General features: G+C 42.2%; 19 protein-coding genes and 3 pseudogenes. 13 read left to right on the top strand and 9 right to left on the bottom strand.

Features of this window, described 5'->3' with window-relative positions; genetic code table 11:
* Positions 1-80: 80 nt before the first annotated feature.
* The 7 genes and pseudogenes from M1E86_RS19940 to M1E86_RS19910 form a co-directional block, all read left to right on the top strand.
* Positions 81-1,085: an IS110-like element IS4321 family transposase gene (locus M1E86_RS19940; protein WP_000427623.1), complete on the top strand. Its 1,005-nt coding sequence runs from the start codon at positions 81-83 to the stop codon at positions 1,083-1,085.
* A gap of 277 nt (positions 1,086-1,362) precedes the next feature.
* Positions 1,363-2,199: pseudogene (locus tag M1E86_RS19935) on the top strand (Tn3 family transposase); the annotation flags it as partial.
* Positions 2,200-2,236: 37 nt separating this feature from the next.
* Positions 2,237-2,983 carry a patatin-like phospholipase family protein gene (locus tag M1E86_RS19930; protein ID WP_191901244.1) on the top strand — a complete coding sequence of 249 codons (747 nt, stop codon included), beginning with the start codon at positions 2,237-2,239 and terminating at the stop codon, positions 2,981-2,983.
* A gap of 37 nt (positions 2,984-3,020) precedes the next feature.
* Positions 3,021-4,247: an MFS transporter gene (locus M1E86_RS19925; protein WP_024008859.1), complete on the top strand. Its 1,227-nt coding sequence runs from the start codon at positions 3,021-3,023 to the stop codon at positions 4,245-4,247.
* A gap of 355 nt (positions 4,248-4,602) precedes the next feature.
* Positions 4,603-6,090, top strand: a complete 1,488-nt coding sequence (locus M1E86_RS19920) for a SulP family inorganic anion transporter (RefSeq protein ID WP_024008860.1) — start codon at positions 4,603-4,605, stop codon at positions 6,088-6,090.
* 10 nt (positions 6,091-6,100) lie between these two features.
* Entirely contained in the window at positions 6,101-6,952 is an 852-nt protein-coding gene (locus M1E86_RS19915) for a universal stress protein (RefSeq protein WP_024008861.1), read from the top strand.
* Between the two features lie 607 nt (positions 6,953-7,559).
* Positions 7,560-8,150: pseudogene (locus tag M1E86_RS19910) on the top strand (translesion error-prone DNA polymerase V subunit UmuC); the annotation flags it as partial.
* 9 nt (positions 8,151-8,159) lie between these two features.
* On the opposite strand, the gene M1E86_RS19905 reads toward M1E86_RS19910, so the two are convergent.
* Positions 8,160-9,328, bottom strand: a protein-coding gene (locus M1E86_RS19905; protein ID WP_094963256.1) for an IS3 family transposase whose coding sequence is annotated in 2 segments (ribosomal slippage) — positions 8,160-9,079 and positions 9,079-9,328 — 1,170 coding nt in all. Because the reading frame shifts where the segments join, the coding sequence is not laid out codon by codon here.
* 71 nt (positions 9,329-9,399) lie between these two features.
* Here M1E86_RS19905 and M1E86_RS19900 point away from each other — a divergent pair.
* Both M1E86_RS19900 and torD read left to right on the top strand, forming a co-directional pair.
* A pseudogene (locus M1E86_RS19900) lies at positions 9,400-9,939 on the top strand (molybdopterin dinucleotide binding domain-containing protein); the annotation flags it as partial.
* On the top strand, positions 9,940-10,575 hold the full coding sequence (gene torD / locus M1E86_RS19895; protein WP_094963254.1) for a molecular chaperone TorD: 636 nt from the start codon (positions 9,940-9,942) through the stop codon (positions 10,573-10,575).
* 54 nt (positions 10,576-10,629) lie between these two features.
* Here torD and M1E86_RS19890 read toward each other — a convergent pair whose 3' ends face one another.
* Positions 10,630-10,872: a hypothetical protein gene (locus tag M1E86_RS19890; protein ID WP_166268366.1), complete on the bottom strand. Its 243-nt coding sequence runs from the start codon at positions 10,870-10,872 to the stop codon at positions 10,630-10,632.
* Between the two features lie 109 nt (positions 10,873-10,981).
* Positions 10,982-11,968, bottom strand: a complete 987-nt coding sequence (locus tag M1E86_RS19885) for an Rpn family recombination-promoting nuclease/putative transposase (protein ID WP_191901242.1) — start codon at positions 11,966-11,968, stop codon at positions 10,982-10,984.
* 314 nt (positions 11,969-12,282) lie between these two features.
* Here M1E86_RS19885 and M1E86_RS19880 point away from each other — a divergent pair, with 314 nt between their 5' ends.
* The 3 genes from M1E86_RS19880 to M1E86_RS19870 are packed head-to-tail and all read left to right on the top strand — an operon-like array spanning position 12,283 to position 14,407.
* A complete protein-coding gene (locus tag M1E86_RS19880; RefSeq protein ID WP_094963186.1) occupies positions 12,283-13,062 on the top strand; it encodes a class I SAM-dependent methyltransferase in 780 nt (259 codons plus the stop codon).
* A 38-nt stretch (positions 13,063-13,100) separates the two neighbouring features.
* Positions 13,101-13,637 carry a GNAT family N-acetyltransferase gene (locus M1E86_RS19875; RefSeq protein WP_094963187.1) on the top strand — a complete coding sequence of 179 codons (537 nt, stop codon included), beginning with the start codon at positions 13,101-13,103 and terminating at the stop codon, positions 13,635-13,637.
* 38 nt (positions 13,638-13,675) lie between these two features.
* Positions 13,676-14,407: a class I SAM-dependent methyltransferase gene (locus M1E86_RS19870; RefSeq protein ID WP_172412311.1), complete on the top strand. Its 732-nt coding sequence runs from the start codon at positions 13,676-13,678 to the stop codon at positions 14,405-14,407.
* A gap of 144 nt (positions 14,408-14,551) precedes the next feature.
* On the opposite strand, the gene malQ is transcribed toward M1E86_RS19870, so the two are convergent.
* Positions 14,552-16,639 (bottom strand): 4-alpha-glucanotransferase, encoded by a 2,088-nt coding sequence (gene malQ / locus M1E86_RS19865; protein ID WP_094963189.1) that lies wholly within the window; start codon positions 16,637-16,639, stop codon positions 14,552-14,554.
* 8 nt (positions 16,640-16,647) lie between these two features.
* Positions 16,648-19,056: a maltodextrin phosphorylase gene (malP, locus tag M1E86_RS19860; RefSeq protein ID WP_094963190.1), complete on the bottom strand. Its 2,409-nt coding sequence runs from the start codon at positions 19,054-19,056 to the stop codon at positions 16,648-16,650.
* Between the two features lie 421 nt (positions 19,057-19,477).
* Here malP and malT point away from each other — a divergent pair, with 421 nt between their 5' ends.
* On the top strand, positions 19,478-22,186 hold the full coding sequence (gene malT, locus M1E86_RS19855) for an HTH-type transcriptional regulator MalT (protein ID WP_094963191.1): 2,709 nt from the start codon (positions 19,478-19,480) through the stop codon (positions 22,184-22,186).
* A 250-nt stretch (positions 22,187-22,436) separates the two neighbouring features.
* Here malT and M1E86_RS19850 read toward each other — a convergent pair whose 3' ends face one another.
* The 4 genes from M1E86_RS19850 to malK form a co-directional block, all read right to left on the bottom strand.
* A complete protein-coding gene (locus tag M1E86_RS19850) occupies positions 22,437-22,769 on the bottom strand; it encodes a DUF2628 domain-containing protein (RefSeq protein ID WP_094963192.1) in 333 nt (110 codons plus the stop codon).
* 268 nt (positions 22,770-23,037) lie between these two features.
* Positions 23,038-23,940 (bottom strand): maltose operon protein MalM, encoded by a 903-nt coding sequence (gene malM, locus M1E86_RS19845; protein ID WP_094963193.1) that lies wholly within the window; start codon positions 23,938-23,940, stop codon positions 23,038-23,040.
* 64 nt (positions 23,941-24,004) lie between these two features.
* Positions 24,005-25,306 carry a maltoporin gene (locus tag M1E86_RS19840; protein WP_094963194.1) on the bottom strand — a complete coding sequence of 434 codons (1,302 nt, stop codon included), beginning with the start codon at positions 25,304-25,306 and terminating at the stop codon, positions 24,005-24,007.
* A gap of 41 nt (positions 25,307-25,347) precedes the next feature.
* Positions 25,348-26,457, bottom strand: a complete 1,110-nt coding sequence (malK, locus tag M1E86_RS19835; RefSeq protein ID WP_094963195.1) for a maltose/maltodextrin ABC transporter ATP-binding protein MalK — start codon at positions 26,455-26,457, stop codon at positions 25,348-25,350.
* Positions 26,458-26,695 lie beyond the last annotated feature (238 nt).

The raw sequence follows: 26,695 nt of genomic DNA, 5'->3' as shown, positions 1-26,695 counted from the left end.
AGTGCCCTTTATTTAATGAGATGGTCACTCCCTCCTTCCCGGTACTATGCTGAGGACAGGCTTTCATTCGGAGAACTATCATGGAAAACATTGCGCTCATTGGTATCGATCTGGGTAAAAACTCTTTCCATATTCATTGCCAGGATCGTCGCGGGAAGGCTGTTTACCGTAAAAAATTTACCCGGCCAAAGTTGATCGAATTTTTGGCGACATGCCCCGCTACAACCATCGCAATGGAAGCCTGTGGCGGTTCTCACTTTATGGCACGCAAGTTGGAAGAGTTGGGGCATTCCCCAAAGCTGATATCACCACAATTTGTCCGCCCGTTCGTTAAAAGCAATAAAAACGACTTTGTCGACGCCGAAGCTATTTGTGAAGCTGCATCGCGTCCGTCTATGCGTTTTGTGCAGCCCAGAACGGAATCTCAGCAGGCAATGCGGGCTCTGCATCGTGTCCGTGAATCCCTGGTTCAGGATAAGGTAAAAACAACCAATCAAATGCATGCTTTTCTGCTGGAATTTGGCATTAGCGTTCCCCGAGGAGCTGCCGTTATTAGCCGACTGAGTACCATTCTTGAGGATAATAGTTTGCCTCTTTACCTCAGCCAGTTATTGCTGAAATTACAACAGCATTATCACTATCTTGTTGAGCAGATTAAAGATTTGGAATCCCAGTTGAAACGAAAGTTGGACGAAGATGAGGTTGGACAGCGCTTGCTGAGCATTCCCTGCGTCGGAACACTGACAGCGAGTACTATTTCAACTGAGATTGGCGACGGGAAGCAGTACGCCAGCAGCCGTGACTTTGCGGCGGCAACAGGGCTTGTACCTCGGCAGTACAGCACGGGAGGTAGGACGACATTGCTGGGAATTAGTAAGCGAGGTAATAAAAAGATCCGAACTTTGTTGGTTCAATGTGCCAGGGTATTCATACAAAAACTGGAACACCAGTCTGGCAAATTGGCCGATTGGGTCAGGGATTTACTGTGCCGGAAAAGCAACTTTGTCGTCACTTGTGCTCTGGCAAACAAGCTGGCCAGAATAGCCTGGGCCCTAACGGCACGACAGCAAACTTATGTAGCATAACGGCAGAAATACACCGGTTTAAAGAATTACTGATCTGGTTTTGCGAATACTGATATTGATGATACTAACGGCCCACCGGCCTGTTGAGGAACCTGTAAAACGGAAAGGCTCATTGAAGCCGTATATTTTCTGGAGGTTCATCAGGCGCGGAACTCATCAAGGCGCGGGAATAAAATCCCATTCAGACGCCGGATAGATTCAAGCAAGCCAACTTGTCGTCAAAATCGGTGTTGCAAAAACGGGAGTGACCATAGATTCCGTTTTCTGAGGCGACCCCCAGTATTCCGGCTTTCACGGCATCGTTATCCCCGGTACGTTGCGTGACTCTATCTTTGTGCTGGAAGGGCTTCTGGAGCAGCAGACGGGGCTGAATCCGGTGGAGATTATGACGGACACTGGAGGGTCCAGCGACATTATCTTTGGCCTGTTCTGGCTGCTGGGCTACCAGTTTTCGCCCCGCCTGGCAGATGCCGGTGAGGCGGTATTTTGGCGTGCAGATAAAAATGCGAACTACGGGGTACTGGATGAGCTGGCGCGGGGATGCGTTGAACTGTCAAAGATAGAAACCCAATGGGATGAAATGATGAGGGTTTCCGGTTCTCTGAAGCTGGGTACAGTCCACGCCTCAGAACTTGTGGGCTCGCTTTTAAAAAGTTCCCGTCCGTCAGGGCTGGCGCAGGCGATTATGGAGGTGGGACGGGTCAACAAGACGCTGTACCTCCTCAACTACATTGATGATGAAGAATATCGTCGCAGGATACTGACTCAGCTTAACCGGGGAGAAGGCCGTCACGCCGTGGCAAGGGCGATCTGTTACGGCCAACGTGGTGAGATTAGAAAACGTTACCGTGAGGGGCAGGAGGATCAACTGGGTGCGCTGGGGCTTGTCACTAACGCAGTTGTATTGTGGAACACGCTTTATATGCAGGAAGCGCTATCACATTTGCGCAGCGCTGGTGAGATCCCGGAAGACGAGCATATCTCACGCCTGTCGCCACTGATGTACGGTCATATCAACATGCTGGGACATTATACGTTCACGCTGCCGGAAAATATTCTGAAGGGAGAGTTGAGGCCATTAAATTTCAATTCAAACAATGAATTATTGCCTTAACGTGGTTTTTTACACGATTGAACCTCGAACCCCACTAATGGCTCATAATTATTATGATTTTAATTTTTTTGTAGGTGTTTCTGCTGGTTCTACAAATCTTGTTGGTTATTTATCAAAGCAAGTTGGCCGTAGTGAAAAAATCATCAAAAAATATGCTACTAGCTCTGAATTCATTAATCTGAAACGTTATATTAAGGGGGGGCACTTGTGCGATGTCGGGTGGCTGTGGAGAAGCTCATATGACAATGAGCCGTTACATAGACCATTTTTCATGCCGCTTTGGGTAGTGACAACAAATATTACTACGGGGGAGCCCTGCTATTATCAAACTTCGAGTGATAATATTAACCATTCTGCGATCATGGCTTCTTGTGCTATTCCGTTAGTTTATCGTTATTATCCCATGGTTGATGGTATACCAATGACTGATGGAGGGATCGCTGATGCTATTCCTGTCAAGTTTGCTTATCAGCAAGGCGCAAGAGATATTACGGTGATATTATCTCAGCCCTTAGGCTATAGAAAAAAGAAGCCATATATTTTAAAGTGGATGAAATCATTAGAAAAAGAGTATCCTCAATTATATACTGCGATGCTTAAGCGTCATGAAATGTATAATCAAGCGTTAGACTTTATTCAAGCTCCTCCTAAAGATTGCAAAATTAATGTGATTGCCCCCCCACCTTCATTCCCTGTTTCTCGTTTTACTCGATCTAAAGGAAAACTAGAATTAGGGTATCGACAGGGATTGGAAAAAGGTATCTTATTTCTAGAAAACGTATGATTGTTGTTTTCCAATCAATTGATTATTGGAGTGATTTTTGAGTAGTTATTTTCGTTTTATGAGCCAAGAATGGCCGCTTTTAAGCTTTGGCTTTATTACTGTTTTTATCGGTAATATTGGCCAATCATTTTTTTTGAGTTGGTATGGCGCAGATATTCAACAATCACTTAACATTTCTGCTGAGGACTATGGTTTCATTTATGCCATTGCCACGTTGTGCAGTAGTGCCGTCATTTTTATGGTTGGCGGCCTTGTTGACCGTTGGGCTTTGCATAAAGTGGTTATTGTCGTGTCATTTTTACTTTGTGTTTCCTGTTTATTAATGGCGAACATTCAAACTGTGTGGATGTTATTTTTTGCATTTTGGGGACTGAGGCTCGCTGGACAAGGACTCTTTCCACATACCGCGCAAACAACCATGCTTCGAGTTTACACTCACCAAAGGGGGAAAGCGCTTAGCCTTTCTGCTAGCGGAGTTGCCTTCGGTGAAATGGTGCTTCCCATAATTTTAATGACGACTATCGCTTTGCTTGGTTGGAGGTGGAGTTGGTTGATGTTGGCATTGATAGTCATGATTATTTATTTACCAATGGCTTTAACTTTATTAAAAAAGTCGAATACATCTGATAAGAAAAAACCTTTGGAACCCAAAAGCACAAAAACACAAGAGCAAGGGCGTAGAGATGTCGTGAAAGATTGGCGATTTTGGTCGATTATTCCTGCCGTTTTATCCGCTCCATTTATTGTGACGGCCGTATTTATTCAACAAAATTACTTACTGGAACAAAAGGGATGGCCTGCAAGTTTATTAGCGAGTAGTTTCGTTGCATATGGTTTTTTACATTGGGCAAGTTCTATGGTCTCTGGCTCTTTGATTGATCGTTTTCAAGCTAAATCTTTATTACCATTTCTTCCATTACCTTTAATTGCCGGTTTATTAGTCTTAACGTTATTGGATAATTACTGGGCTGCACCTCTATTTATGTCCTTATTTGGTCTAGGCATTGGTAGTTCCAGTCCTGTTATTAGTGCATTATGGGTAGAGATTTATGGGACTCAGCATATTGGAGCAATCCGCTCTATGGTGACCTCAATGATGATCTTTTCTACAGCAGCTGCCCCATGGATATTTGGGATATTTATTGAAAAAGGCTGGACAGCTTCCACTCTATTTGGTTTGTTTAGCGGCCTAACTATGATCGGATTATTACTTCTTATACCTGCTTATCAGTCCTTTAAAGATAAACAGTGTCATAGTGACTAAAAGAGTGTTAAAGATTAATTCATCTAATGATGAAGTGAAAAACCGTTTCTTTTTTGTTCTTACCATATAGACCTTTTGTGATATTCGTGTAACAATTCACACATTATTAATTTTAAAAGGATTGTAAGTTGCATATTACGCCGCCTTAGGCTACCCACCTCTTTCTTCAAAATTGTCACCATTTTGCGTGACTATTATGCCGTTTGCCGGCAGGTACCTTAGTACCATTTATTCTATTAATTTCATTAAATACAATTTCAAAGCAGCATAGTGCGTTCACTAAATTATCTTAGGCTAAATCTGCCTATAGGATCTTGTGTGCATCGATGTCGCTTTCTTTTATGATAGGATTTTCATGTTAGAAAAAATAAAACTTGAATGGTTTTCGAATGTTCGTGGCGATTTGCTCGCGGGTATTGTTGTGGCTTTAGCTCTGATCCCAGAAGCTATTGCTTTTTCTATTATTGCAGGTGTTGACCCTAAAGTTGGTCTTTACGCTTCTTTTTGTATCACTTTCATTATCTCTATTGTGGGTGGCCGCCCCGGAATGATTTCGGCTGCAACGGGTGCGATGGCGTTACTTATGGTCACTTTGGTTAAAGACCACGGTTTAGAGTATTTGTTAGCGGCAACTATGTTAACAGGGGTATTCCAAATCATAGCCGGATATTTAAAACTCGGCAGCTTAATGCGTTTTGTATCACGCTCTGTCGTGACGGGGTTTGTTAATGCATTAGCAATTCTTATCTTTATGGCTCAATTGCCCGAGTTAACCAATGTAACTTGGCATGTTTACGCGATGACAGCAGCAGGGTTAGGAATTGTTTATTTATTCCCATATGTTCCTGCTATCGGTAAAGCGATCCCATCTCCTTTGATTTGCATCATCGTTTTGACAATTGTAGCAAGCGTCTCTGGAATGGATATACGAACTGTTGGTGATATGGGGCAACTTCCCGATACGCTGCCTATTTTCTTATGGCCAGAAGTTCCACTTAATCTTGAAACTTTATTCATTATTTTACCTTATTCATTGGGCCTCGCTATGGTTGGTCTGTTGGAATCAATGATGACCGCCACGATTGTGGATGACCTTACGGATACCAAAAGTAATCGTAATCAAGAGTGTAAGGGACAAGGTATTGCTAACATTGGTGCAGGCTTAATGGGCGGTATGGCTGGTTGTGCCATGATTGGCCAGTCAATTATTAATATTAAATCTGGCGGACGTGGACGATTATCCACCTTAAGCTCCGGTATTTATCTTATCATCATGGTAGTTTTTCTAGATGAATGGCTTAAGCAAATCCCGATGGCAGCGTTAGTTGCAGTAATGATTATGGTAGCAATTGGTACCTTTTCTTGGAGTTCAATTAGAGATCTTAAAAAGCACCCATTATCAACAAATATTGTGATGATAACGACCGTTGTTGTGGTTGTGGCAACGCATAACTTAGCAATTGGTGTTTTTGTCGGGGTGTTATTAGCGACGTTATTCTTTGCCAATAAAATTGGTCGTTTTATGGTGGTAAAAACAGAGTCACCAGTAGATGCAAGCCGAACTTATCAAGTTATGGGACAAGTCTTTTTTGCATCATCAGAGCAATTTATTGAATCATTTGATTTTAAAGAGGTGGTGAATAAAGTTGTGATTGATCTCACTCATGCTCACTTTTGGGATATTACTTCAGTATCATCACTTGATAAGGTGGTGATTAAATTCCGACGCGAAGGAACAGATGTTGAAATTATTGGGATGAGTGAAGCAACAGAAACCATCGTTGATAAGTTTGGTGTGCATAATGATCCTAAAGAAGTCGAAAAGCTCATGGCAGGCCACTAAGGAGAAAGTAATGAATAACGTAATTACCTGTATTGATGGCTCAATCTATGCTGATTCCACTTGCCGTGCTGGCATTTGGGCATCGAATAAATTGAATAAAAAATTGTTGTTGTTACACGCAATTGAGAAAACACCATCAACCCAAGCCGAAGATCTTAGTGGTGCTATTGGCTTAGGCGCTCGTTCATCTTTATTAACTGAAATGGCCAGTTTAGATGAACAAAAAAGCAAATTAGCCTTGGAGTTAGGTAAAGAGATGCTGGAACATGCTTCTCAATTAGCGCAAGCACAAGGTTGTCACACAATTGAAAAAATGCAACGACATAGCGGTATCGTTGAAGCCATTTATGATCTGGAAGAAGAGGCTCGTTTAATTGTGATTGGACGCTCTGGTGAAAGCCATGGTGATAATTTCAATGTGGTGGGCTCTCACATTGAGCAAATTATTCGTCAAGTTCATACTCCTGTTGTTATTGCCAATAAAGAGTTTGCAGCCCCTAAAAGTTTTATGTTGGCTTATGATGGGCGTGAAACCGCAGATAAAGCGGTGAAAACTATTATTGAAGGAGGCTTACTTCATGGTTTGACATGTCATCTTGTCAGTGTGAAAAACAATCAACCTAAACAACAAGAAAAGTTTCAGCAAACCGAAGCTATGCTGAAAGAGAATGGATTTGAAGTATGTTCGAGTTTATTGGAAGGCAATGTATTTAATTCATTGATGGAATATAAATCGAGTCATGATGTTGAAATGCTTGTGATGGGCGCATTTTCACGCTCTAAGCTGGCACAGGTTTTCCTTGGCAGTAATACACTTAAAATGATGGAAAGTACTCAACTACCAATGGTAATTCTTCGCTAAGAAATTTTATTGGTTGTACTATTAGTCCAGCACAATTGAGTGCTGGTCTTTTTTGTCAAATTAAGTGTGATATACCTTATCCCTCCTTAATTCTGGTTCAGAAAATCTTTCCACAGAAGTTTCTGTGCGTTTATTGATGACTCAAGTATCAATGAACAACATGTAAAAATCCGAAGTGCAGTGACACTATTTGCCCCTCAATATCAAGAGTACTTGGTTAAAACGAAAAGGCTAACTCGCAACTCTTGGAATGATCCTGTAATGGCTGCTCTATAAGTTACTGGGTATCAAATGTTTGAGTCTAGTACAGTGAAAGTTGCACGCAGGGTTCTCAAGAAGACGGCTTTTAATAACAAATGTCGTCCACCCGACAAAGTGAATTGTGTTGGTGCTGAGTGAAGATTGTACATTCGATCCCTCGGTACTAAACTTAGTACATCTTAGTAATCCAATTGGTAAAAATTAGACATGTTGATGAATACTTACTATTAAAAATAGACAGCTGATTAAGCTCGGTGATTTTTTTAATATTAGATACTATCAACCTATGAAAGGTAATGGTTAATCGCTTACTTATCTATCTTTGACAGGAATTCTTCGCCAACTGTACGCGCTTTATGCTGACATCAGCAACCGCGTAATGGACACACTATCAGGTTTTGCCCCACGAGTAGAAACATATAGTATTGACGAACAATTCCTTGATATGACCGGTATGCTTAGAAATTTCCCGTTAGAAGATTACGGTCGCAAGATACAACAACGAATTTTGCAGATTGCTCATGTACCTGTCGGTGTTGGTTTTGCTCAAACTAAAACACTGGCTAAACTGGCAAACCATGCTGCTAAAACATGGACCAAAACAGGCGGTGTAGTCGATTTGAGTGCTACTTCACGTCAGAAAAGGCTCATGTCCCTTGTGCCTGTTAATGAAGTATGGGGTGTGGGTAGAGAAATAAGTAACCGGCTAAATGCTATGGGAATAGTTACAGCGCTTGATTTGGCTAGGGCTGAAACAACCATGATCCGTAAAACATTCGGTGTGGTTGTAGAACGCACTGTGAGAGAGCTGAACGGTGAATCTTGCATCGAGCTTGAAGAAGTAGCAAAAACTAAAGAGCAAATCATTTGTTCACGTTCATTTGGAAAAAAAATTGAGCTCTATGAGCATATGCATCAGGCTATCTGCGAGTATTCAGTGTAGTGGTCAACTAAAATTGGCCACGGTTTTAGAGTTTTTCCGGTATTGGTTTTCTGATTCGTTTGGTGGTAATCCACCGTTATATTCATGCGGCCTGACCTCGCTGTAATACCCGACGATATAATCCGTTATTGCATGGGCTGCTTCACTGAAGCTGATGTAGCCGGTCACCGGCACCCACTCATTTTTCAGACTTCTGAAGAAGCGCTCCATCGGACTGTTATCCCAGCAGTTACCACGCCTACTCATACTTTGTTTTATCCGGTATCGCCACAGTAACTGTCGGAACTGCCTGCTTGTATAGTGGCTACCCTGATCACTGTGGAACATGAGCCCGGATGGCTTATTTCGTATTTCCCATGCCATTTTCAGCGCTTTGGTGGTCAGTTTGCTGTCCGGTGAAAATGACATTGCCCAGCCCACGGGTTTCCTTGCGAACAGGTCGAGTACAACGGCCAGGTATGCCCAGCATTTACCGGTCCAGATATACGTTACGTCGCCGCACCATACCTGATTGGGCTCTGTCACTGCGAACTGTCGCTCAAGGTGGTTCGGGATAGCAATGTGTTCATGACCGCCACGTTTATACCGGTGAACAGGCTGCTGACAGCTCACCAGCCCCATCTCCTTCATTAGCCGTCCGGCAAGCCATCGTCCCATCCGGAAGCCCCTGTGTGTTGCCATTACAGCGATACTTCTTGCTCCTGCTGAGCCATGACTGAGGCCGTGCAGCTCCTGAACCTGACTACGTAATACGGCTCTCCTGCCGTCCGGATTGTCAGGCCGGTTTTCCCGGTATCTATAGCTGCTGCGGTGAACTCCGAACACGCAGCAAAGAGTGGCCACAGGATAATGCGCTCTGAGTTTCCCGATCACCGAGACCTGTTCAGGGAGTCTGACATCAAGAGCGCGGTAGCCTTTTTTAATATTTCGTTTTCCATTTCAATACGTTGAATTTTTTTCTTCAGCTCACGTATCTCAATTTGTTCCGGCGTGATAGGGGATGCTTTCGGTGTTTTGCCTGCCCGTTCGTCCCGTAATTGCTTTACCCACCGCGTCAAGGTGGAAAGCCCGACATTCATGGCTTTCGCGGCATCTGCAACTGTATAGTTCTGATCCACAACCAGCTGAGCTGATTCACGTCTGAATTCTGCACTGAAATTTCGTTTTTTCATTAAGGCACCTGTGTTGTTCTGAGGTAAGCATATCACCTCTGTTCAGGTGGCCAAATTTATTAAACCACTACAATCCTATGTGGTTCGAAAAAGCCGAACGTTCCCACGGAGGGCCGGGCTCGAAACACTGGCCATTGCACTTGCAATCAGCCCACCCCGATTTTCGTTTGCATTCCCAGCTATGTGAGTCGCCCGTATTACGTCAATATTATGCCGTCAGTGGAAAAGAACCAGTATTTATCAGCCCTCAAGATGCTAGAGCAAGAGGTATTCACAACGGAGATATTGTCAGAGTATTCAATGAACGTGGACAAGTATTAGCTGGCGCGGTGGTTTCTGACCTATATACCCCCGGTGTAGTACGTATTCATGAAGGGGCTTGGTATGATCCCACTAAAGGTGGCGAAATCAATGCGCTATGTAAATACGGTAACCCAAATGTATTAACACTAGATATTGGTACATCTCAGTTGGCACAAGCCACCAGCGCTCACACTGCTTTAGTTGAAATTGAAAAATATACAGGGCAAATAGATAACGTCAATGCATTTAATGGGCCAATTGAAATGGTAGCTCAATGTGAATATGTCCCCGCACAGCAGGTAAAATAGATGACCAAGTCAACCGCCTTAACGCCGGAACAGATAGCCTGTGTTTATGCATGGCTAGCACAACTATTCTCTCATGAATTAGATACGCAGAAACTCGCTCAAATCCAATCCGCTGAAATGGCGGATTGGTTTTCAACCCTCAAAAGTGAAGCCGCATTATGCACTGAGGTTCAATTATTAGAATCGAAGATAGCTACTTTACATGTCAGACACGATGCACAACTTGAATTGGCTGCTGATTTTTGTAGTTTGTTTTTAATGTCAGATAAACAGTCCGCTTTACCTTATGCTTCTGTTTATCCCCACATGAAGCAAGCAAACGAACACGTTAAATGCTTATTACTGGAGGCTGGGTTACAAAGTCATGACGCATTTAACGAACCGATAGACCATTTATCTATCATTCTTGAACTATTGAGTCATCTGCATTTTTCATCGGGCGAATTGCATTTATCCCTTGAAAAGATTGAAATATTACGCCAAAAGACCTTAGATATGCTACTCCAGTGGCTGCCTGAATTTAACGCTCAGTGTATGCGCTATGATGAATTTGGTTTCTATAGTGCATTAAGCCAATTGTTATACGCGTTAGTTCAATTAGATCAGTGCCCACTTAATTTTGTTAAACCTCGTTGAATACATAATAAATTCAGGATAGTTGAAAGGTAAATATCAACTATCCTGATAAATTTATTGTAATGAAATTAATTCTTCACGACTTAACCCTGTACTTTCCATAATAATTTCCAGGCTAACGCCATTTCTAAGAAAGTTACGTGCCAAGGTAATTCTAGCGTCTTGTATGCCTTCTTTTCGACCTTCTTCTCGACCTTCTTTTCGACCTTCTTTTAGCCCCTCTTCTCTACCTTCTTCTCGGCCTTCAAGAAGCCCTTCTTGGCGACCTTTATTATGTAAGCGTTGCGCTATATTCATGACTGTTTCCTTGTGTTTTTCTGTTTGTTCCTCTAACTTTTGTAAGCCACGTTAAATGCATAATAAATTCAGGATAGTTGAAAGATAACTATCAACTATCCTGATAAATTTATTGTAATGAAATTAATTCTTCACGACTTAACCCTGTACTTTCCATAATAATTTCCAGGCTAACGCCATTTCTAAGAAAGTTACGTGCCAAGGTAATTCTGGCGTCTTGTATGCCTTCTTTTCGACCTTCTTCTCGACCTTCTTCTCGACCTTCTTTTAGCCCCTCTTCTCTACCTTCTTCTCGGCCTTCTTCTCGGCCTTCAAGAAGCCCTTCTTGGCGACCTTTATTATGTAAGCGTTGCGCTATATTCATGACTGTTTCCTTGTGTTGTTCTGTTTGTTCCTCTAACACTTGAATAACGTGTTCAAAGTCAGTCGTATCCCAAGTAGCAAACAGATAATTGAGGATAGTAATCACATCATTGCTGCTATTATAGTGCTTATTAATCGCCTGCGCCAAGAGTGGGAGTACCCGTTGGATCTCATCACGGATATGTTTATGTTTCATTGCCAATTCCATCACAGCAACCTTTCGGTGATTAACCAGTTCATCATCATCAATCACCGTGACATCAACTAATGGAAATGGCTGGGTATATAAATCATTAGCAATATCAGGAAACGGGAAACAGTCAGTCCACAGCTGTGTATAGGGATACGGTGAACGCCCTCCATGATAAAAAAGGACAGGGATCACCGTCGGTAATGAAGTATTCCCTTGCTGCATATGTTGATTCATGGCTAAAAAAGCATAGTGCATTAAGCGCCAAGCCATGAGTTTATCAGGAGTTGATTGGTGCTCGACTAATAAGTAAATATACCCTTGACCTTGTGTTGTTTGCACGGAATACAGCACATCAGATAAACGAGAACGTAATTGTTTATCTATGAATGATGAATTAGTCAGCGACAACGTGTCAAAATCGCATAAAGAGCGGAGATGCTCAGGCAGGTGGATCTCAAAAAAATCCCGAGCATTTTCTATTTGCGCCATAAATCCTTTAAAGGCCGCATCATGTGCAGCAGCGATATTTTTTTCCATCATCCCACCAGCTCCTGTGAACAGATGCCAGTCACAATAAGATAAAATCTCCACTACGTCATTTCAGAATTTATTGCTGAAAATCATCGACTTTAAAGATTAAATGATTTTTAAAGGTGATGAGTTACCGATAAAAAAACAAAAAACATTCAATTTTACAGCCCCATATTTTTCAAATTTAAGTTATCAATAAGCACTCTAGACATCATAGATACCCGTTATATGTAATACAATTCGCACTCATAAACTTGGAAAATGAATTTAACGTAACGAAGCCCCCTGCGTTTGGACTTATCATTAAAAGTGAGATTTTTTCTATGCCTATAGATTTTCATGATGAAAAAAACAAATCGACTTACGCTACTCGTTCAGTAGCTAAAGAATGGATGGATTTCATTGAGAAACAAGTGGATATAAAGAATAAAATCGTTGCAGATATTGGCTGTGGTGGTGGAATATACAGCCGAGCGTGGGCTGAATTAGGCGCAAAAAATGTCATTGGTATTGATTTTTCTGAACATATGGTTAAAACCGCTAGAGAAAAATCGATAGATTATCCACAAACCACGTTCCAACAAGGTAATGCTGAAAAAACAGGTTTAGCCTCTTCAAGTATTGATTTAGTTTTTGAACGGGCGTTGATCCATCATTTAGTAGATTACAATAATAATTTTCAAGAAATTCATCGAGTTCTCTCCGATAAAGGCTACTTTATTATTCAAGATAGAACCATGGAGAATGTTACCCTCCCGGGTGGAGAACAACACTTACGTGGTTTCTTCTTTGAATGCTTTCCCAAACTGATTGACGTTGAAGCTAAACGCAGACCCACTCAGAAACAAGTCGAAACTGAATTACAGCAAAATGGCTTCAAACTTGTTTCCTCTCAGGTTTTTTGTGAGACTCGACGTATTTATGATAATTTTTCTTCACTAGAACAAGATATTAGCGCGCGTACAGGGCGTTCCATTTTGCATGAGTTAGATGATAATCAAATTACCTTTTTAGTGAATACATTACGTCATCATCTATCCCATTTATCCCCAATTATTGAACAAGATTATTGGCATATTTGGGTCGCCCAGAAAAACCGTTGATTCTATTTACTTTTATTTCTAACGTTTTAAGAGACGCTATGACTATCCAATATTTCGGTCGCCATACATCGCAGTTATCGAATGACCAAAAAGAGACTATCTACACTTTGTTATACCAAAGCTTTGACAGTGATTTTTCTCGAGATGACTTTCAGCACGCTTTAGGTGGCATGCATATTTTAGCTTATGACCAACAACATATTGTTGGCCACGTTTCCATTGTTCAGCGCAATATGGCATTAGGTCATCAGCCCGTCACAGTAGGCTATGTCGAAGCTATGGCGGTCTTAGATAACTACCGCCGCCAAGGTATTGGTCGACAACTCATGTTAGAAACTAATGAGATAATCGCTAATTGTTATCAACTCGGGCTGTTATCTGCTTCTGAAGAAGGCCGCCATTTATATCAATCGGTTGGATGGCATGTTTGGGAAGGGAAGCTCTATGAGCTCAAACAAGGCTCTTACATTCATTCCATTGATGAAGAAGGCGGTGTTTTTGGATGGACAAAAGATAAAACAATTGATTTTTCCCAACCACTCTATTGTGACTTTCGCAGTGGTGATCAGTGGTAATAGATTGAAGATAATTGATAACGATGCAGAGACTCCCCATGAAAGAACAAAATATTTATGATGACCCCATTTTCTTTAAAAATTATCAAGCATTAAGAGTCAATGATACAGGTCTTAATGGCATCATGGAAGAGCCGGCACTAAGGGCGCTATTACCTGATTTAAAAGGTAAAATCGTTCTCGACTTGGGATCTGGCTTTGGTGATTTTGCACGGTATGCGCACAGTAAAGGGGCGAAAAAAGTTTACGGTATTGAGCTTTCAAGTAACATGATAGAACAAGCCAAAAAGCTGACCCATACTGATGATATTGAGTATATTCATGCGTCAATGACTGATCCTATGACATTCGTTGAACATTTTGACTTTATTATTTCCTCTCTTGCAATCCACTATATCGAAAACTTTAATCAGCTTGCAAGCGAGGTCTATTCTCACCTCAAAGAGGGCGGGAAATTTATATTTTCGGTTGAACATCCAATGTGTACGGCTCATGCATCTTCATTTATGAAAAATGAGTCTGGTGAGTTTATCTGTATGCCTGTCGATAATTATCAGGATGAATCTATACGTCATACCTCATGGTTTGTTGATAACGTCATTAAATATCACCGAACTGTCGAAAGTTATATTATGGGGTTACTCAACGCAGGATTTGTTATCGATGCACTTAAAGAGCCCAAAGTCATTAATGAAGCCCTATTGGCAAAACCAGAAGCTGAAATTTTTAATCGCTATTCACCTTTTTTAATTATTAGCGCACACCGCTAGCACATTCTTAACAATGGGTAAAATGTTGCACCTTTGCTATCTCGGTGATTGCGTTATACTCGTCGCGGGCAAAAAATAAGAAATGTCGCGTTTTGAATGGATATGCCCCAACAACAGGACATATCCACCAAAAAAAAATAAAAGTTAACTCAAAGGGTTACGTTGTTTATCCACCTCTTCGATTAAGCGATTAACGTGCTGACTGGCAAACATCTCTTCTAAAGTATTCGTGAGCTTACGGCGCCAGTTAGGGTATTCATAACTGGTTCCGGGGATATTTACGGGCTCCTTTATTCCTAACCAATCTTCCGGTTGTAACCCCAATAATGCACTGCTTGAGCCCGCGACAAAACGATGTAATTGCTCGACAAGATCTTGTGATACTTCATCTGCCGATAAATGCCCGTTCGCAAGTGGATTATCCGTGTTTCTCGACCTTAACGCGGTTAACAAGCCCTGTTTTACCGCCTCGCGATCCTGTCTTAGGTGAGCTAACATGTTGGCATCGGGATAAAGACCTAATTGCTCACCCAATACAAAGTCATGCCCTTCCCAATATCCTTTTAGTGTTGCCATATCATGTGTCGATATGACAGCCATCGCTTGCTCCGCCCACATTTCAGGAGGTCGGGCTTGACGTTGGTCGTCATGCTCAAACCACAACACTTTGTATGAAAACACACCATAGTCATGCAGTTTACTGACGATTTCCTCAGGGACGATACCAAGATCTTCGCCAATAACCATGCACTTCATACGCTGACTTTCTAATGCCAAGATAGCCAGAAGATCATCCACGGGATAACGCACATAGGCGCCACGCGCTGCGCTTTCTCCTTCGGGCACCCACCAAAGACGTAATAATGACATCACATGATCAATACGCAATGCCCCGCAATTTTCCATATTTGCACGTATTAAGTCGATAAAAGGCGCATAAGCACGTTCTACTAAGGTGTATGGGTTAAAAGGCGCCACTCCCCAATTTTGCCCTAGCGGCCCTAAGATATCAGGCGGAGCACCAGTAGAGGCTTGAGTACAATATAACTTGCTGTCGAACCACGTCTCAGCCCCTCCTTGGGTAACACCAACGGCTAAATCTCGGTATAAACCTATTGGCATATTGGCATCACGGCAACGTTGCCAACAGTCAGAAAATTGCTGCCATGCCAACCATTGCAACCACGACCAAAATGCGATTTCATCTTGATGTTCTGTGCAAAATTGTTTTACTGATGGAGAGTCTGCATGGCGATACTCCTCAGGCCAAACAGGCCATCCCCAATAAGCTTCGTTTTGCGCCATCAAGGTCGCATGTAGTGCATCAAAGGCGGCTTGCCAATATAAACTCTCACCACGTTCATCGACAAACTGTTCAAAAGCTAAACGTAATGAGTCTGCTTTCTCTCGTAATGAAAATTGTTGCCAAGCAAAGGTTAATGCCGTTAGTTTTAATTCAGTAACCGTCGAATAGTCAACAAGATCACTCGTTCTAGCGGAGTGTAAACGAGCCTGCGTTTCCGCTAAATCCCACCAGCGCTTTCCTTGCTCACTTAATTGAAAGTCAGCAACCGAATCCACATCAATATAGATAATATTGAGCCAACTACGTGAAGATGGGCTGTATGGGCTGGCACTTTCTGGGTTTGCTGGAAATAATGAGTGAATGGGGTTTAAGCCCACAAAGCTACCGCCTCGAGTCGCTATTTCCCCGACTAAATGCTGAAGATCACCAAAGTCACCAATCCCCCAATTACGGTTTGATCGTAATGTATAGAGCTGAATATTCGCGCCCCACAGCTTTTTGCCCTTCTCAATTTCAGCCGGTATATAACAACGCTTTGGTGCCACAATCACCGTACAATGCCATTGCTTTTCTTGCTGCTTAAGGAGCAAACTGTGGTAACCCACAGTAAGATTTGCAGGCAACACTAGCGGATGCCCAGCCAACACATTTCCTTGGTGTTGGCATTGCTGATTTTCCGTTTCAAACACCCATTGAAACTCGCCACTCCCTTGAATGGCGATACTGATTTCATCATTCTCACGAATGACTTTTACGGTTGGCAAAGGCAGACTTTGTTGTTTTAAATGGGGGGCCTCCCCCCCCATAGCATCAAACAACTTTTGCTGGATATCTAATTCAATATCCTGCAACTGACCATAGGCATTAATATAGTTTGCAGCGATGTCTGGCGAGAGCCTTTCAACATTCTTTCTTTCACACTGCATATTCTCTCCTATGCCTCACGCTTTGCTTGCCAAATACGCGCTTGATAATCAGCAATGGTACGGTCTGAACTGAACATGCCGCAGCGTGCTGTATTTAAGATGGCTGTTCGTGTCCATGCATCTTGATCTTGATATAACGTTGCCGCTTTTTGTTGTGCATCAACGTAGCTCGCAAAATCAGCCATCAATAAATAAGGGTCTCCGCCTTCTTTGCCCAGACTCTGTACCAACTGTGCAAAGGCTTGCGTATCACCGTCACTGTAGGTGCCATCTTCTAATTCAGTGAGAACCGCATCCAGTACAGGATTATTTTTACGCCATGTGAGTGGGTCATACCCGTTCGCTTTCAGTTGCTTAACTTCATCAACAGTCAGTCCAAAAATAAATATATTTTCTGCGCCCACTTGTTCTGCAATTTCCACCGTTGCACCATCCAGTGTTCCCATCGTCAATGCCCCATTTAACGCTAACTTCATATTACCCGTTCCTGAAGCTTCTTTGCCCGCCGTTGAGATTTGTTCAGAAATATCCGCTGCTGGGATAAGTTTTTCGGCAACAGAAACACAGTAATCAGGTAAAAAGACGACTTTAAGTTGATCCCCCACAATTGGGTCATTGTTTATCGCTTCAGCAACTTTATTGATGGCATAAATAATATTCTTAGCCAAATAATAGCCAGGTGCCGCTTTAGCGCCAAACAAGAATACGCGAGGTACGCGTGGTGTTGTTGGGTTCTCACGAATATCTTTATACAGAGCAAGTATATGTAATAAATTAAGGTGCTGACGCTTATACTCATGCAACCGCTTGATTTGAATATCAAACATGGCTTGCGGATTGATCACGATACCTGTACGCGCTTTGACAAACTCTGCTAATCGTTGCTTATTACGTTGCTTAATTGCACGGTATTTTTGCTGGAATTGGCGGTCGTCAACATGTTCTTCCAAGACGTTGATCGCTTCAAGGTCATTAGCCCATTCATGCTTAACCGTCTCATCAATTAACGCTGCTAACTCAGGGTTACACTGTTTAATCCAACGACGTGGTGTGACGCCATTGGTGATGTTCAGAAATTTCTCAGGCCATAACTGATTATATTCAGGGAATAAATCTGTCGTGATTAACTTAGAGTGCAACGCGGCAACACCATTAATCGCGAAGCAAGATACGACGCACAAGTTTGCCATGCGTACCTGCCCTTCATAAACCACAGCAACTTTAGGCCAAACCGTCTGGTCAGTTGGCCATTTTTGTTCGACCAATTTTTTAAACCGCTGATTAATTTCATGAATGATCTGCATATGACGAGGTAACAACGGCTGCATAATGCTTTCATCCCAGCACTCAAGCCCTTCTTGCAACAGAGTGTGATTAGTATAAGCAAATGTTTGGCTCGTGATTTTCCATGCGGTATCCCAATCGAGCAGGTGTTCATCCAGCAATACACGCATCATTTCAGGAATAGCAATCGTTGGGTGCGTATCATTCAATTGAATCACTTCGTATTCAGGTAATGACGCTATCGCTCTGCCTTCACGATGGTGACGGCGTAAAATATCCGCAACAGAGCAAGCACATTGAAAATATTGCTGCATTAAACGTAATTGTTTTCCTGCTAAGTGATTGTCATTTGGGTATAAAACTTGGGTCAGTTTCTGCGCGTCTACCCCTGTTTTTTCTGCCTCTAAAAAGTGTCCTTCATTGAATAATTCGAAATTAAATGGTTGAGCATGTGACGCTTGCCATAAACGTAAAGGCTGCGTTTCATTATTCAAATAACCGACAACCGGTAAATCCCACGCTTCACCCTGTATGATAAAAGCAGGTTCCCAACGTGAAACATGACCATCTTGTGTGACGTTGCCACCAATACCTACTTGTACATTTAACTCAGCATTATGTCTAAACCATGGATAGCTATCACGCTGCCAATTATCAGGGGCTTCCACTTGCTTACCATCCACAAATGACTGTTTAAACAAGCCATATTGATAATTCAAGCCGTAACCAATCGCAGGTTGACCAACAGTGACCATTGAGTCTAAGAAGCAAGCTGCAAGCCGCCCTAATCCGCCATTCCCTAATGCCGGATCAACTTCTTCTTCAAGTAAATCACTTAACTCAATATGGTATTCTTTTAATATATCTGCAATTTCCTGGTACCAACCTAGGTTTAACAAGTTATTTCCTGTTAAGCGCCCAATCAGAAACTCCATTGAAATATAATTCACATGACGAAGTGTGGAGGATGTGGATTTTTTAGGATTCGCTGCCAATAACTCAGCAACAGCATGACTAATTGCCTGCCACCATTGGTGGGAAGTCATTTCCTGTTCTGACTCCAGCCCTAAAAATTGCCATTGACGTTTTAGTGCTGCCTGAAATTGTGTTTTGTTGAAGGTAAGATGCGACATAAATAACCAGACCTCATTATTAGTAAGAATGTATTGGCCTAGTATGCAGAGCGCTTTAACCCCCTTCCTCATCCCAGACAAAATTCTATCGGGAGTAGGTAGGAGGAGGAGAAAAATAAAACAAAAAATAAATTAAAATCAAAAAGTTAATTTAAATCTTTATCATTCCTCCTATCCCATCTAACCGTTATCTCAATATTCTTGATCGCCTCATCCCCCCATAAAAGCTTTTCGATATTGTTCTATTGCCTCACGCTAAAAATGCGTTCTAACGAAATCAGAGTAAATTGTGATACTGCGCACCTTTGTCATGATCAATGATCTAACATGCTTGCATAAATCTAGAATCTGATAGAAGTTATATAAAGAACTTTGATATATCACGAGCGAGTACTTCTTCCGTATGGTTACCCCACTGAGTATGTTAATTCCGTCTAAGTTAAGCCGTCCTGTCCGCCATCAAAATACGGTGGTGCGCGAGCGACTTTTAACTTTATTAGGGTCAACAACACATTACCGCCTTATTTTAGTCACTAGCCCTGCGGGGTACGGAAAAACGACGTTACTTTCCCATTGGGCAACCGAGAAACAACATATCGGTTGGTACACACTCGATGATGGAGACAACCAATCGGAACGTTTTGCCCATTATTTAATTGCGGCAATCCAACAAGCCACCCAAGGTTGTTGCCCAAATAGCGAATCAATGGCACAAAAACGCCAATACGCTAATTTAAACTCATTGTTTTCATTGCTTTTTATCGAATTAACACAATGGCAGCACCCCATTTGGCTAATCATTGATGACTATCATCTGATCAATAACCCAGCCATTCATGATGCTATGCGTTTTTTTTTGAAACACCAACCTGATAACCTGACACTTGTTATCTCCTCCCGCAATGTCCCTCAGTTAGGTGTTGCTAATTTACGAGTGCAAGAGCAGCTTCTTGAAATCGACAGTCAGCATTTAGCCTTCACCCATCCAGAAGCCAAACAATTTTTTGATAATCGCCTTGAAATCCCACTGGAAACAAGCGAATGCCAACGGTTATGTGATGATGTTGCGGGTTGGGTTACGGCATTGCAGTTAATCGCCCTATCAGCTAAGCAAGACTCCCATGCAGCAAAACACTCCGCACGTCGATTATCAGGGATTAATTCCAGTCACCTAAATGAATATTTAGTGGATGAGGTTCTCGACAATGTAAATGGGGAAATGCGCCGTTTACTTCTGACCAGTTCATTATTGCGCTCAATGAATGATGCATTAATTGCGCGTATTTCTGGTACGGAAAATGGCCAAATGCAATTGGAAGATATCGAACGCCAAGGGCTATTTTTACAACGAATGGATAGCTACGGTGATTGGTTTAATTACCATCCCTTATTTAGTAGTTTCTTGAGGCAGCGTTGCCAATGGGAACTCGCCAGCGAACTTCCTCAACTGCATCACGCTGCCGCAGAAGGCTGGATGGCACTGGGTTTCCCGAGCGAAGCTATCCACCACGCTCTCGCCGCTGAAAATCCATTAATGTTACGGGACATCCTACTACAGCATGCATGGGAGCTATTCCATCAAAGTGAATTATCATTACTCGAAAGCTCATTACAGGCTATACCGTGGGAAATGCTATTGGATAATCCTAAGCTTATTTTATTACAAGCTTGGTTAATGCAAAGCCAGCATCGCTATGGTGAAGTGAATACTTTATTGGATAGCGCCGAGCGAGAAATGACCAAAGAACTCGACCATGCGCTACGGGGTGAATTTGACGCGCTACGCGCCCAAGTTGCTATCAATAAGGGTAACCCAAATGAAGCAGAGAAACTGGCACACTCCGCGCTCAATTTGCTTCCTGAAACCAACTATTATGGGCATATCATTGCAACATCTGTACTCGGTGAAGTTCATCATTGCACGGGGAATTTACAGCGTTCCCTTAGCATGATGCAAGAAATCGAAGCCATGGCCCATCGCCATTCAACTTGGCACTATGTTCTATGGAGCATGCTGCAACAAAGTGAGATTTTATTCGCGCGTGGGTTTCTGCAATCAGCCTATGATATTCAAGAAAAAGCGTCTGAGTTAATTCATGAACAACATCTAGAACAATTGCCTATGCATGAATTTCTCTTACGTATTCGCTCACAATTAATGTGGGCTTGGGGAAGACTCGAAGAATCGGAAAGTGCAGCACGTTTAGGCATGAAAGTACTGTCAAATTACCAACCTCAACAACAGCTGCAATGTGTTGTTTTAGTTGTACTCAATGCGCTCGTTCGTGGTGATATTGATAACGCTCGCAGTCATTTGCATTTAATCGAAAATTTACTCAGCAATGGGATCTATCATGATGACTGGGTCTCAAATGCTGATGAAGCGAGAGTCATTTATTGGCAGTTAATCAATGATAAAACTGCCGCTGAAAGCTGGTTACAACAAACATTAAAACCCGCTTTGGCAAGTAATCATTTTTTACAACGTCAATGGCGTAATATTGCCCGTGCCCAAATTCTACTTGGTGAATATGACTCCGCGTTTGAAATCCTTGAAGAGTTGAATCTTAATGCGCGCAATTTGGAGCTAGTGAGTGATTTAAATCGCAATTTACTGCTGCTTAATCAACTTTATTGGCAGAAAAATGACAAAAATGCCGCCCAATCGACACTGATTGAAGCCCTTAATCTTGCGGGTCGTACTGGTTTTCTGAGCTATTTTGTCATTGAAGGTGAATCGATGGCGCAGCAATTGCGCTTGTTGCTACAGCTTAATGTCCTTTCTGAACTAGAAAGACACAGAGCACAGCATATTTTACGTGAAATCAATCAACATCATCGCCACAAGTTTGCTCACTTTGATGAAAACTTTGTAAATCGCTTATTAACCCATCCTCAAGTTCCTGAGTTAATAAGAATTAGCCCGCTAACTCAACGCGAATGGCAAGTCCTTGGGTTGATTTACTCAGGTTATAGCAATGTGCAAATAGCCAATGAATTTAACGTGGCTTCGACCACAATAAAAACACATATTCGCAATCTGTATCAAAAACTGGGCGTGCTTCATCGCCAAGAAGCAGTGGCACTCGCTCGCCAATTACTGCAAACCATGGGCTATAATGCGGTTTAAATCGAGTAGAAGACAGGAACACTCCTGTCATCCTCTCACACCACTAATAAAAGAGGCCGCACTAGGCAACCTTGAAAAAATTAGAATGAATAACTCGATAAGCACTTTAACTAAACAATTTAGCTTGCCATGTCAGCATTTTTATTGGATTTATTAAGACTGAGAGGAATGGTGTTGTGACTGATATAGTTCAGGCTAAGTACACTATCATCAGATACTCAGTTCGTGATAACCGCACATTACACCACAATCAAACGTACCCTTGCATTTTTAATCTAAACATATAGTTTTTGTTGATTGTGGCACCTTGATACACAGAATATAAAATTCTAATTAAAAAGATCACCGATGCTAGCCTAGTGTCACCAGTACTTTCTGCAATACCGTTCGCACCAAGCGACAACGTTATAAATATAAGACCAACAACTAACCACAGAGCAAAAGACCCCCACATTTTTCTATACAGATACACCCAAAAACCAAAGAAAAATGCCGTCCATGAGAATCCGTTTTTGACTATAACGGTGTTCGTACCTTTCGTAAACGTTATATATTTAAGGTTAGCATTTATTGAATTATCCATAATTCTTTCATCACATAAGTTAAATTTTACTTGCAATGTACAATAAAAAATAAGCTTATAGCGAGCTTCAGTTCGATTACAACGTATTCACTCTGATCAATCTAGAATCGAATAGGAGACTGGAACACCCCCGTACATACGAAGTTGGTTCATGTTAATGCAGGAACGGCCAGCACAGCAAACAGACAGCACCACGCTCGACGCATCATTAAAAAAGTGCGCATTACGCGCACTTAGAGGACATAGAACAACAACGAGGTATTTAAATTTATGGCTTTTTCACATTTTCAATAAATGTCTTACGTGCCGATTTGGATCCTAAACGTTCAGCTTCATCAAGCAATTTCAATGCACTATCTATATCACCGTTATCAATCGATTTTTTAATAGCCTGATTAAAGTAATCTTCTGTACCGGATAAAATTTCGGCTTGTTTTACTGGCGGAGTAGCCACTGCAACCGATGTACTTGCAGTATCCCCCACAGTGACAGGGGCAACTTTAGGTGAACCAAATAGTGCACCAATCAACACGCTTGAATTCGAATTTGAAGCGACATTTAGCTTTAACTTACCTTGAGTTACGTGCTTAGCGATGGGGTCTGGAATATCAGGCACCGCATTTCCGACACCCTTCGCGTAAGCTTTTGCTGGGTCAATTTGAGTTGTCGTGTTCTTTAAATCATCCGGTGTGGTAAACACCAGTAAATAAAGCTGTTTTTGGCCTAATGCAGGAGTCAGTTTAATTGTGCCACTCAGGCTATCACCTTCCATGACACTGGCCTCTTGATAAGTAAAATATTGGCTAGGGAAATAAGCAAAAGGCGTCATATTTTGGTCAAAAACCAACACATTAGGCGAATACACTTGATGGCGGTTTATTTCGCTATTCAAGTTTATGGTTAACTCACCCATATTGGCAGGAACACTATAAGCAGCAACAGGGCCACTAATATTGGCGAAATTAAGGGATTGCCCTTGTTGAGCTAAATCAATAATTGATTTTTCAGCTGGATTAACTGGTATCCATGATAGTTGCTGTAATGCAGTTGTCGCTATATTGGGTGCTGCTGATAAATCTTGCGGCACGATATTCACTTCTGCGAAACTGATAGCAGGTACCCCCGCCAGCAACCCCATACTTAAACACAGCGCTAAAAGTTTCTTTTTCATTATATTTTTCACCTATCATCGCATTGATAATAAATGGGAAGATATCGCTACCTTCCCTTTGTAATTACCACCAAATTTCCATTTGAGCGCCATAAGTGAATTCGTCATTATCACCACGACTATTGGTTAACGTGCCTTTACCGCTATTATCTCGGAATGCATTATTGGTAATATCGCCGCTGCTATTTTTCGCATAGCCCCAGTTTTCATCCCATTTTGCATAACTTACATAGAAACGAATGGCGGGACGAGACCAAATACTATCTCCGGCTTGCCATTGCTGGGCTAACGTCATTTTATATTGGCTATTATGTGAGCCAACCTCTTGGGATTTCACGTTATCGTACCCAACTTCAAATAATGTGCTCATTATTGGTGTCCACTTGTACATAGGTCTGACACCGACCGTCCACCAATCCGTTCCTTTGCCATTATCCAAGTCGAGTTTTTGGTACATTCCGACATACATTAAGTCCCATTTATCACCGAGGGAAATACCTCCGTGATCAATAAACCGCCATAGCTTACCGTCATTGTTAATACTTGAGCCTTGCGCCACACCTTTCCCTTGAGATGTCATCGCATCCGTTGCGTACTGAACAACAAATTTATTGAAGCCATTGAGAACACTTTGAGTGTGTTCCGCAGTGAACATCCAACCATTTTTTGAGGCATCATTTTCTAAATGGTAACCATCAGAAGGGTTTGCACGCCCATAGTCGATTCCCAGTTCTAGAACACCACCTGGGTTGACTTCAAGGTTTGATAGACGGACATCATAGGTATCATTTGCAGTACGATCTGCATACTTACGTTGCTGATTACTAATGAAGTTGTAGGAACCACCCGTTTCAGAAGCGCGAGTCGCCGCTAACGCCAGTTTTCCGAAACCTAAATCAATATTATCAATCCCTGTGCCTGGACCTGAAATATCCCAATAGTAAAAGTCAATCATATGAATATCGTGACGTTTATAGAAACGCTTACCCGCCCAAATATCAGCTTCTGGTAAACTGTCGATCAGGTTATTCCCTTGCACAAAAACCTCACGAAAAGCGGGGCTAGTGCTTTCCCAGTCATTCTGCTGCGAAACGGAATAAGCGACATTCGTATCAAAATAAAAGCTCTTATCGCCTTCTTTCCATACCTCTTGCCCTAATTTTAACTCTGCGTAAGTTTCACATTCATTACCTAAACGGTATTTACTTTGTGCACCTGTGACTTGAAAACATTTTTGCTCTCCACCGCTTCCCGTCCAACCAATACCAGAACGCGCATAACCGTGGAAATCAACTGCGAATGCCTGTAGTGGAACTGTTGCTGCAAGAATAGCCATAGTTAACGAATGCTTACGCAAAGTTATCATTTTAATACTCCTAGAGTTGCTTTTATTATGTAGGGATAGTGTTAAACGCCCTGTTCTTTATGCAACCGACGACACGCAGTACCATCCTCTCGAAATAGGTGGCAGCGTTCAGGTGGCAGACCAATGGCGAATGAGGCCCCCTCCTCAACTAACACAATATCGTTTTGCCGATATACAAGGTTTTGGGAGATAGCAGGGATCTGAATATAGATTTGTGTTTCATTACCTAACTGCTCAACAACTTGCACAGTCCCCTCTAAAACAATGCTGGCAATGTTGCTCGGTAAAAGATGTTCAGGGCGAACCCCTAAAGACATCCGGCTACCGACTTGAACATTTGAGCTATCAACAGGTAGCCAAATCTTTTGGTTATTGGGTAATTCAACTTGAACTTGTTCTACTGCGGTGGCAGTTACCTTTACAGGTAAAAAATTCATTTTTGGCGATCCAATAAACCCTGCAACAAAACGGTCAGCAGGATAATGGTAAAGCTCCAGAGGCTTACCCACTTGCGCCACTCTTCCGGCATCCAGTACCACAATTTTATTGGCAAGAGTCATCGCTTCTACTTGGTCATGAGTCACATATATCATTGTGCGTTTCAACCGTTTATGCAGCTTGGATATTTCAATACGCATTTGCACTCGCAAAGCCGCATCAAGGTTAGATAACGGTTCATCCAATAAAAATACGTTTGGCTCCGCAACCAAGGTACGCCCAATGGCGACACGCTGACGTTGCCCGCCGGATAGCGCTTTAGGCCGTCGCTCAAGTAAATGAGCCAGTTGCAAAACCTCGGCGACTTGTGTGACTCGTTGGTTTCTTATCGCTTTACTAACACCGGATAATTTCAAACCAAACGACATGTTTTCGGCAACGCTCAGGTGCGGATAGAGTGCATAAGACTGAAAAACCATTCCAACACCGCGTTCTGCAGGTGGTATTTCATTCATTTTTGTTTCGCCGATGAATAAATCACCACTAGTGATATCTTCAAGGCCTGCGATCATCCGCAATAACGTCGATTTACCGCAGCCTGATGGCCCAACAAAAACAACAAACTCACCCTCTTGGATATCGAGATTGATATTTTTCAATACCACGACATCCCCCCACGCCTTAGTCACATTCTGTAACTGCACACTCGCCATACTTCTAATCCTCATGACATCTTACTGTTTGCAAACAAGTATATTTCAATGGCAGGGACTATAACGGATTGTTGAAAATGAATAATCATCCGTCCGTACTTTTTTATGGAGGGAGGAGAAAGAAGGATAAAATTGAACCGTCATGAGAAAATTACGTAAGCTATTGATGATTTTTGGGCGCTAGGCCATGATATTCCACCTGATTGTTGTGACCTTGATTGCAGAAATAGCAATTATG

This window comes from Providencia sp. PROV200 (assembly GCF_049901995.1).
Classification (GTDB): domain Bacteria; phylum Pseudomonadota; class Gammaproteobacteria; order Enterobacterales; family Enterobacteriaceae; genus Providencia; species Providencia rettgeri_E.
Note: the sequence above shows the minus strand (reverse complement) of the source record. Positions and strands in the feature narration are given on the sequence as shown.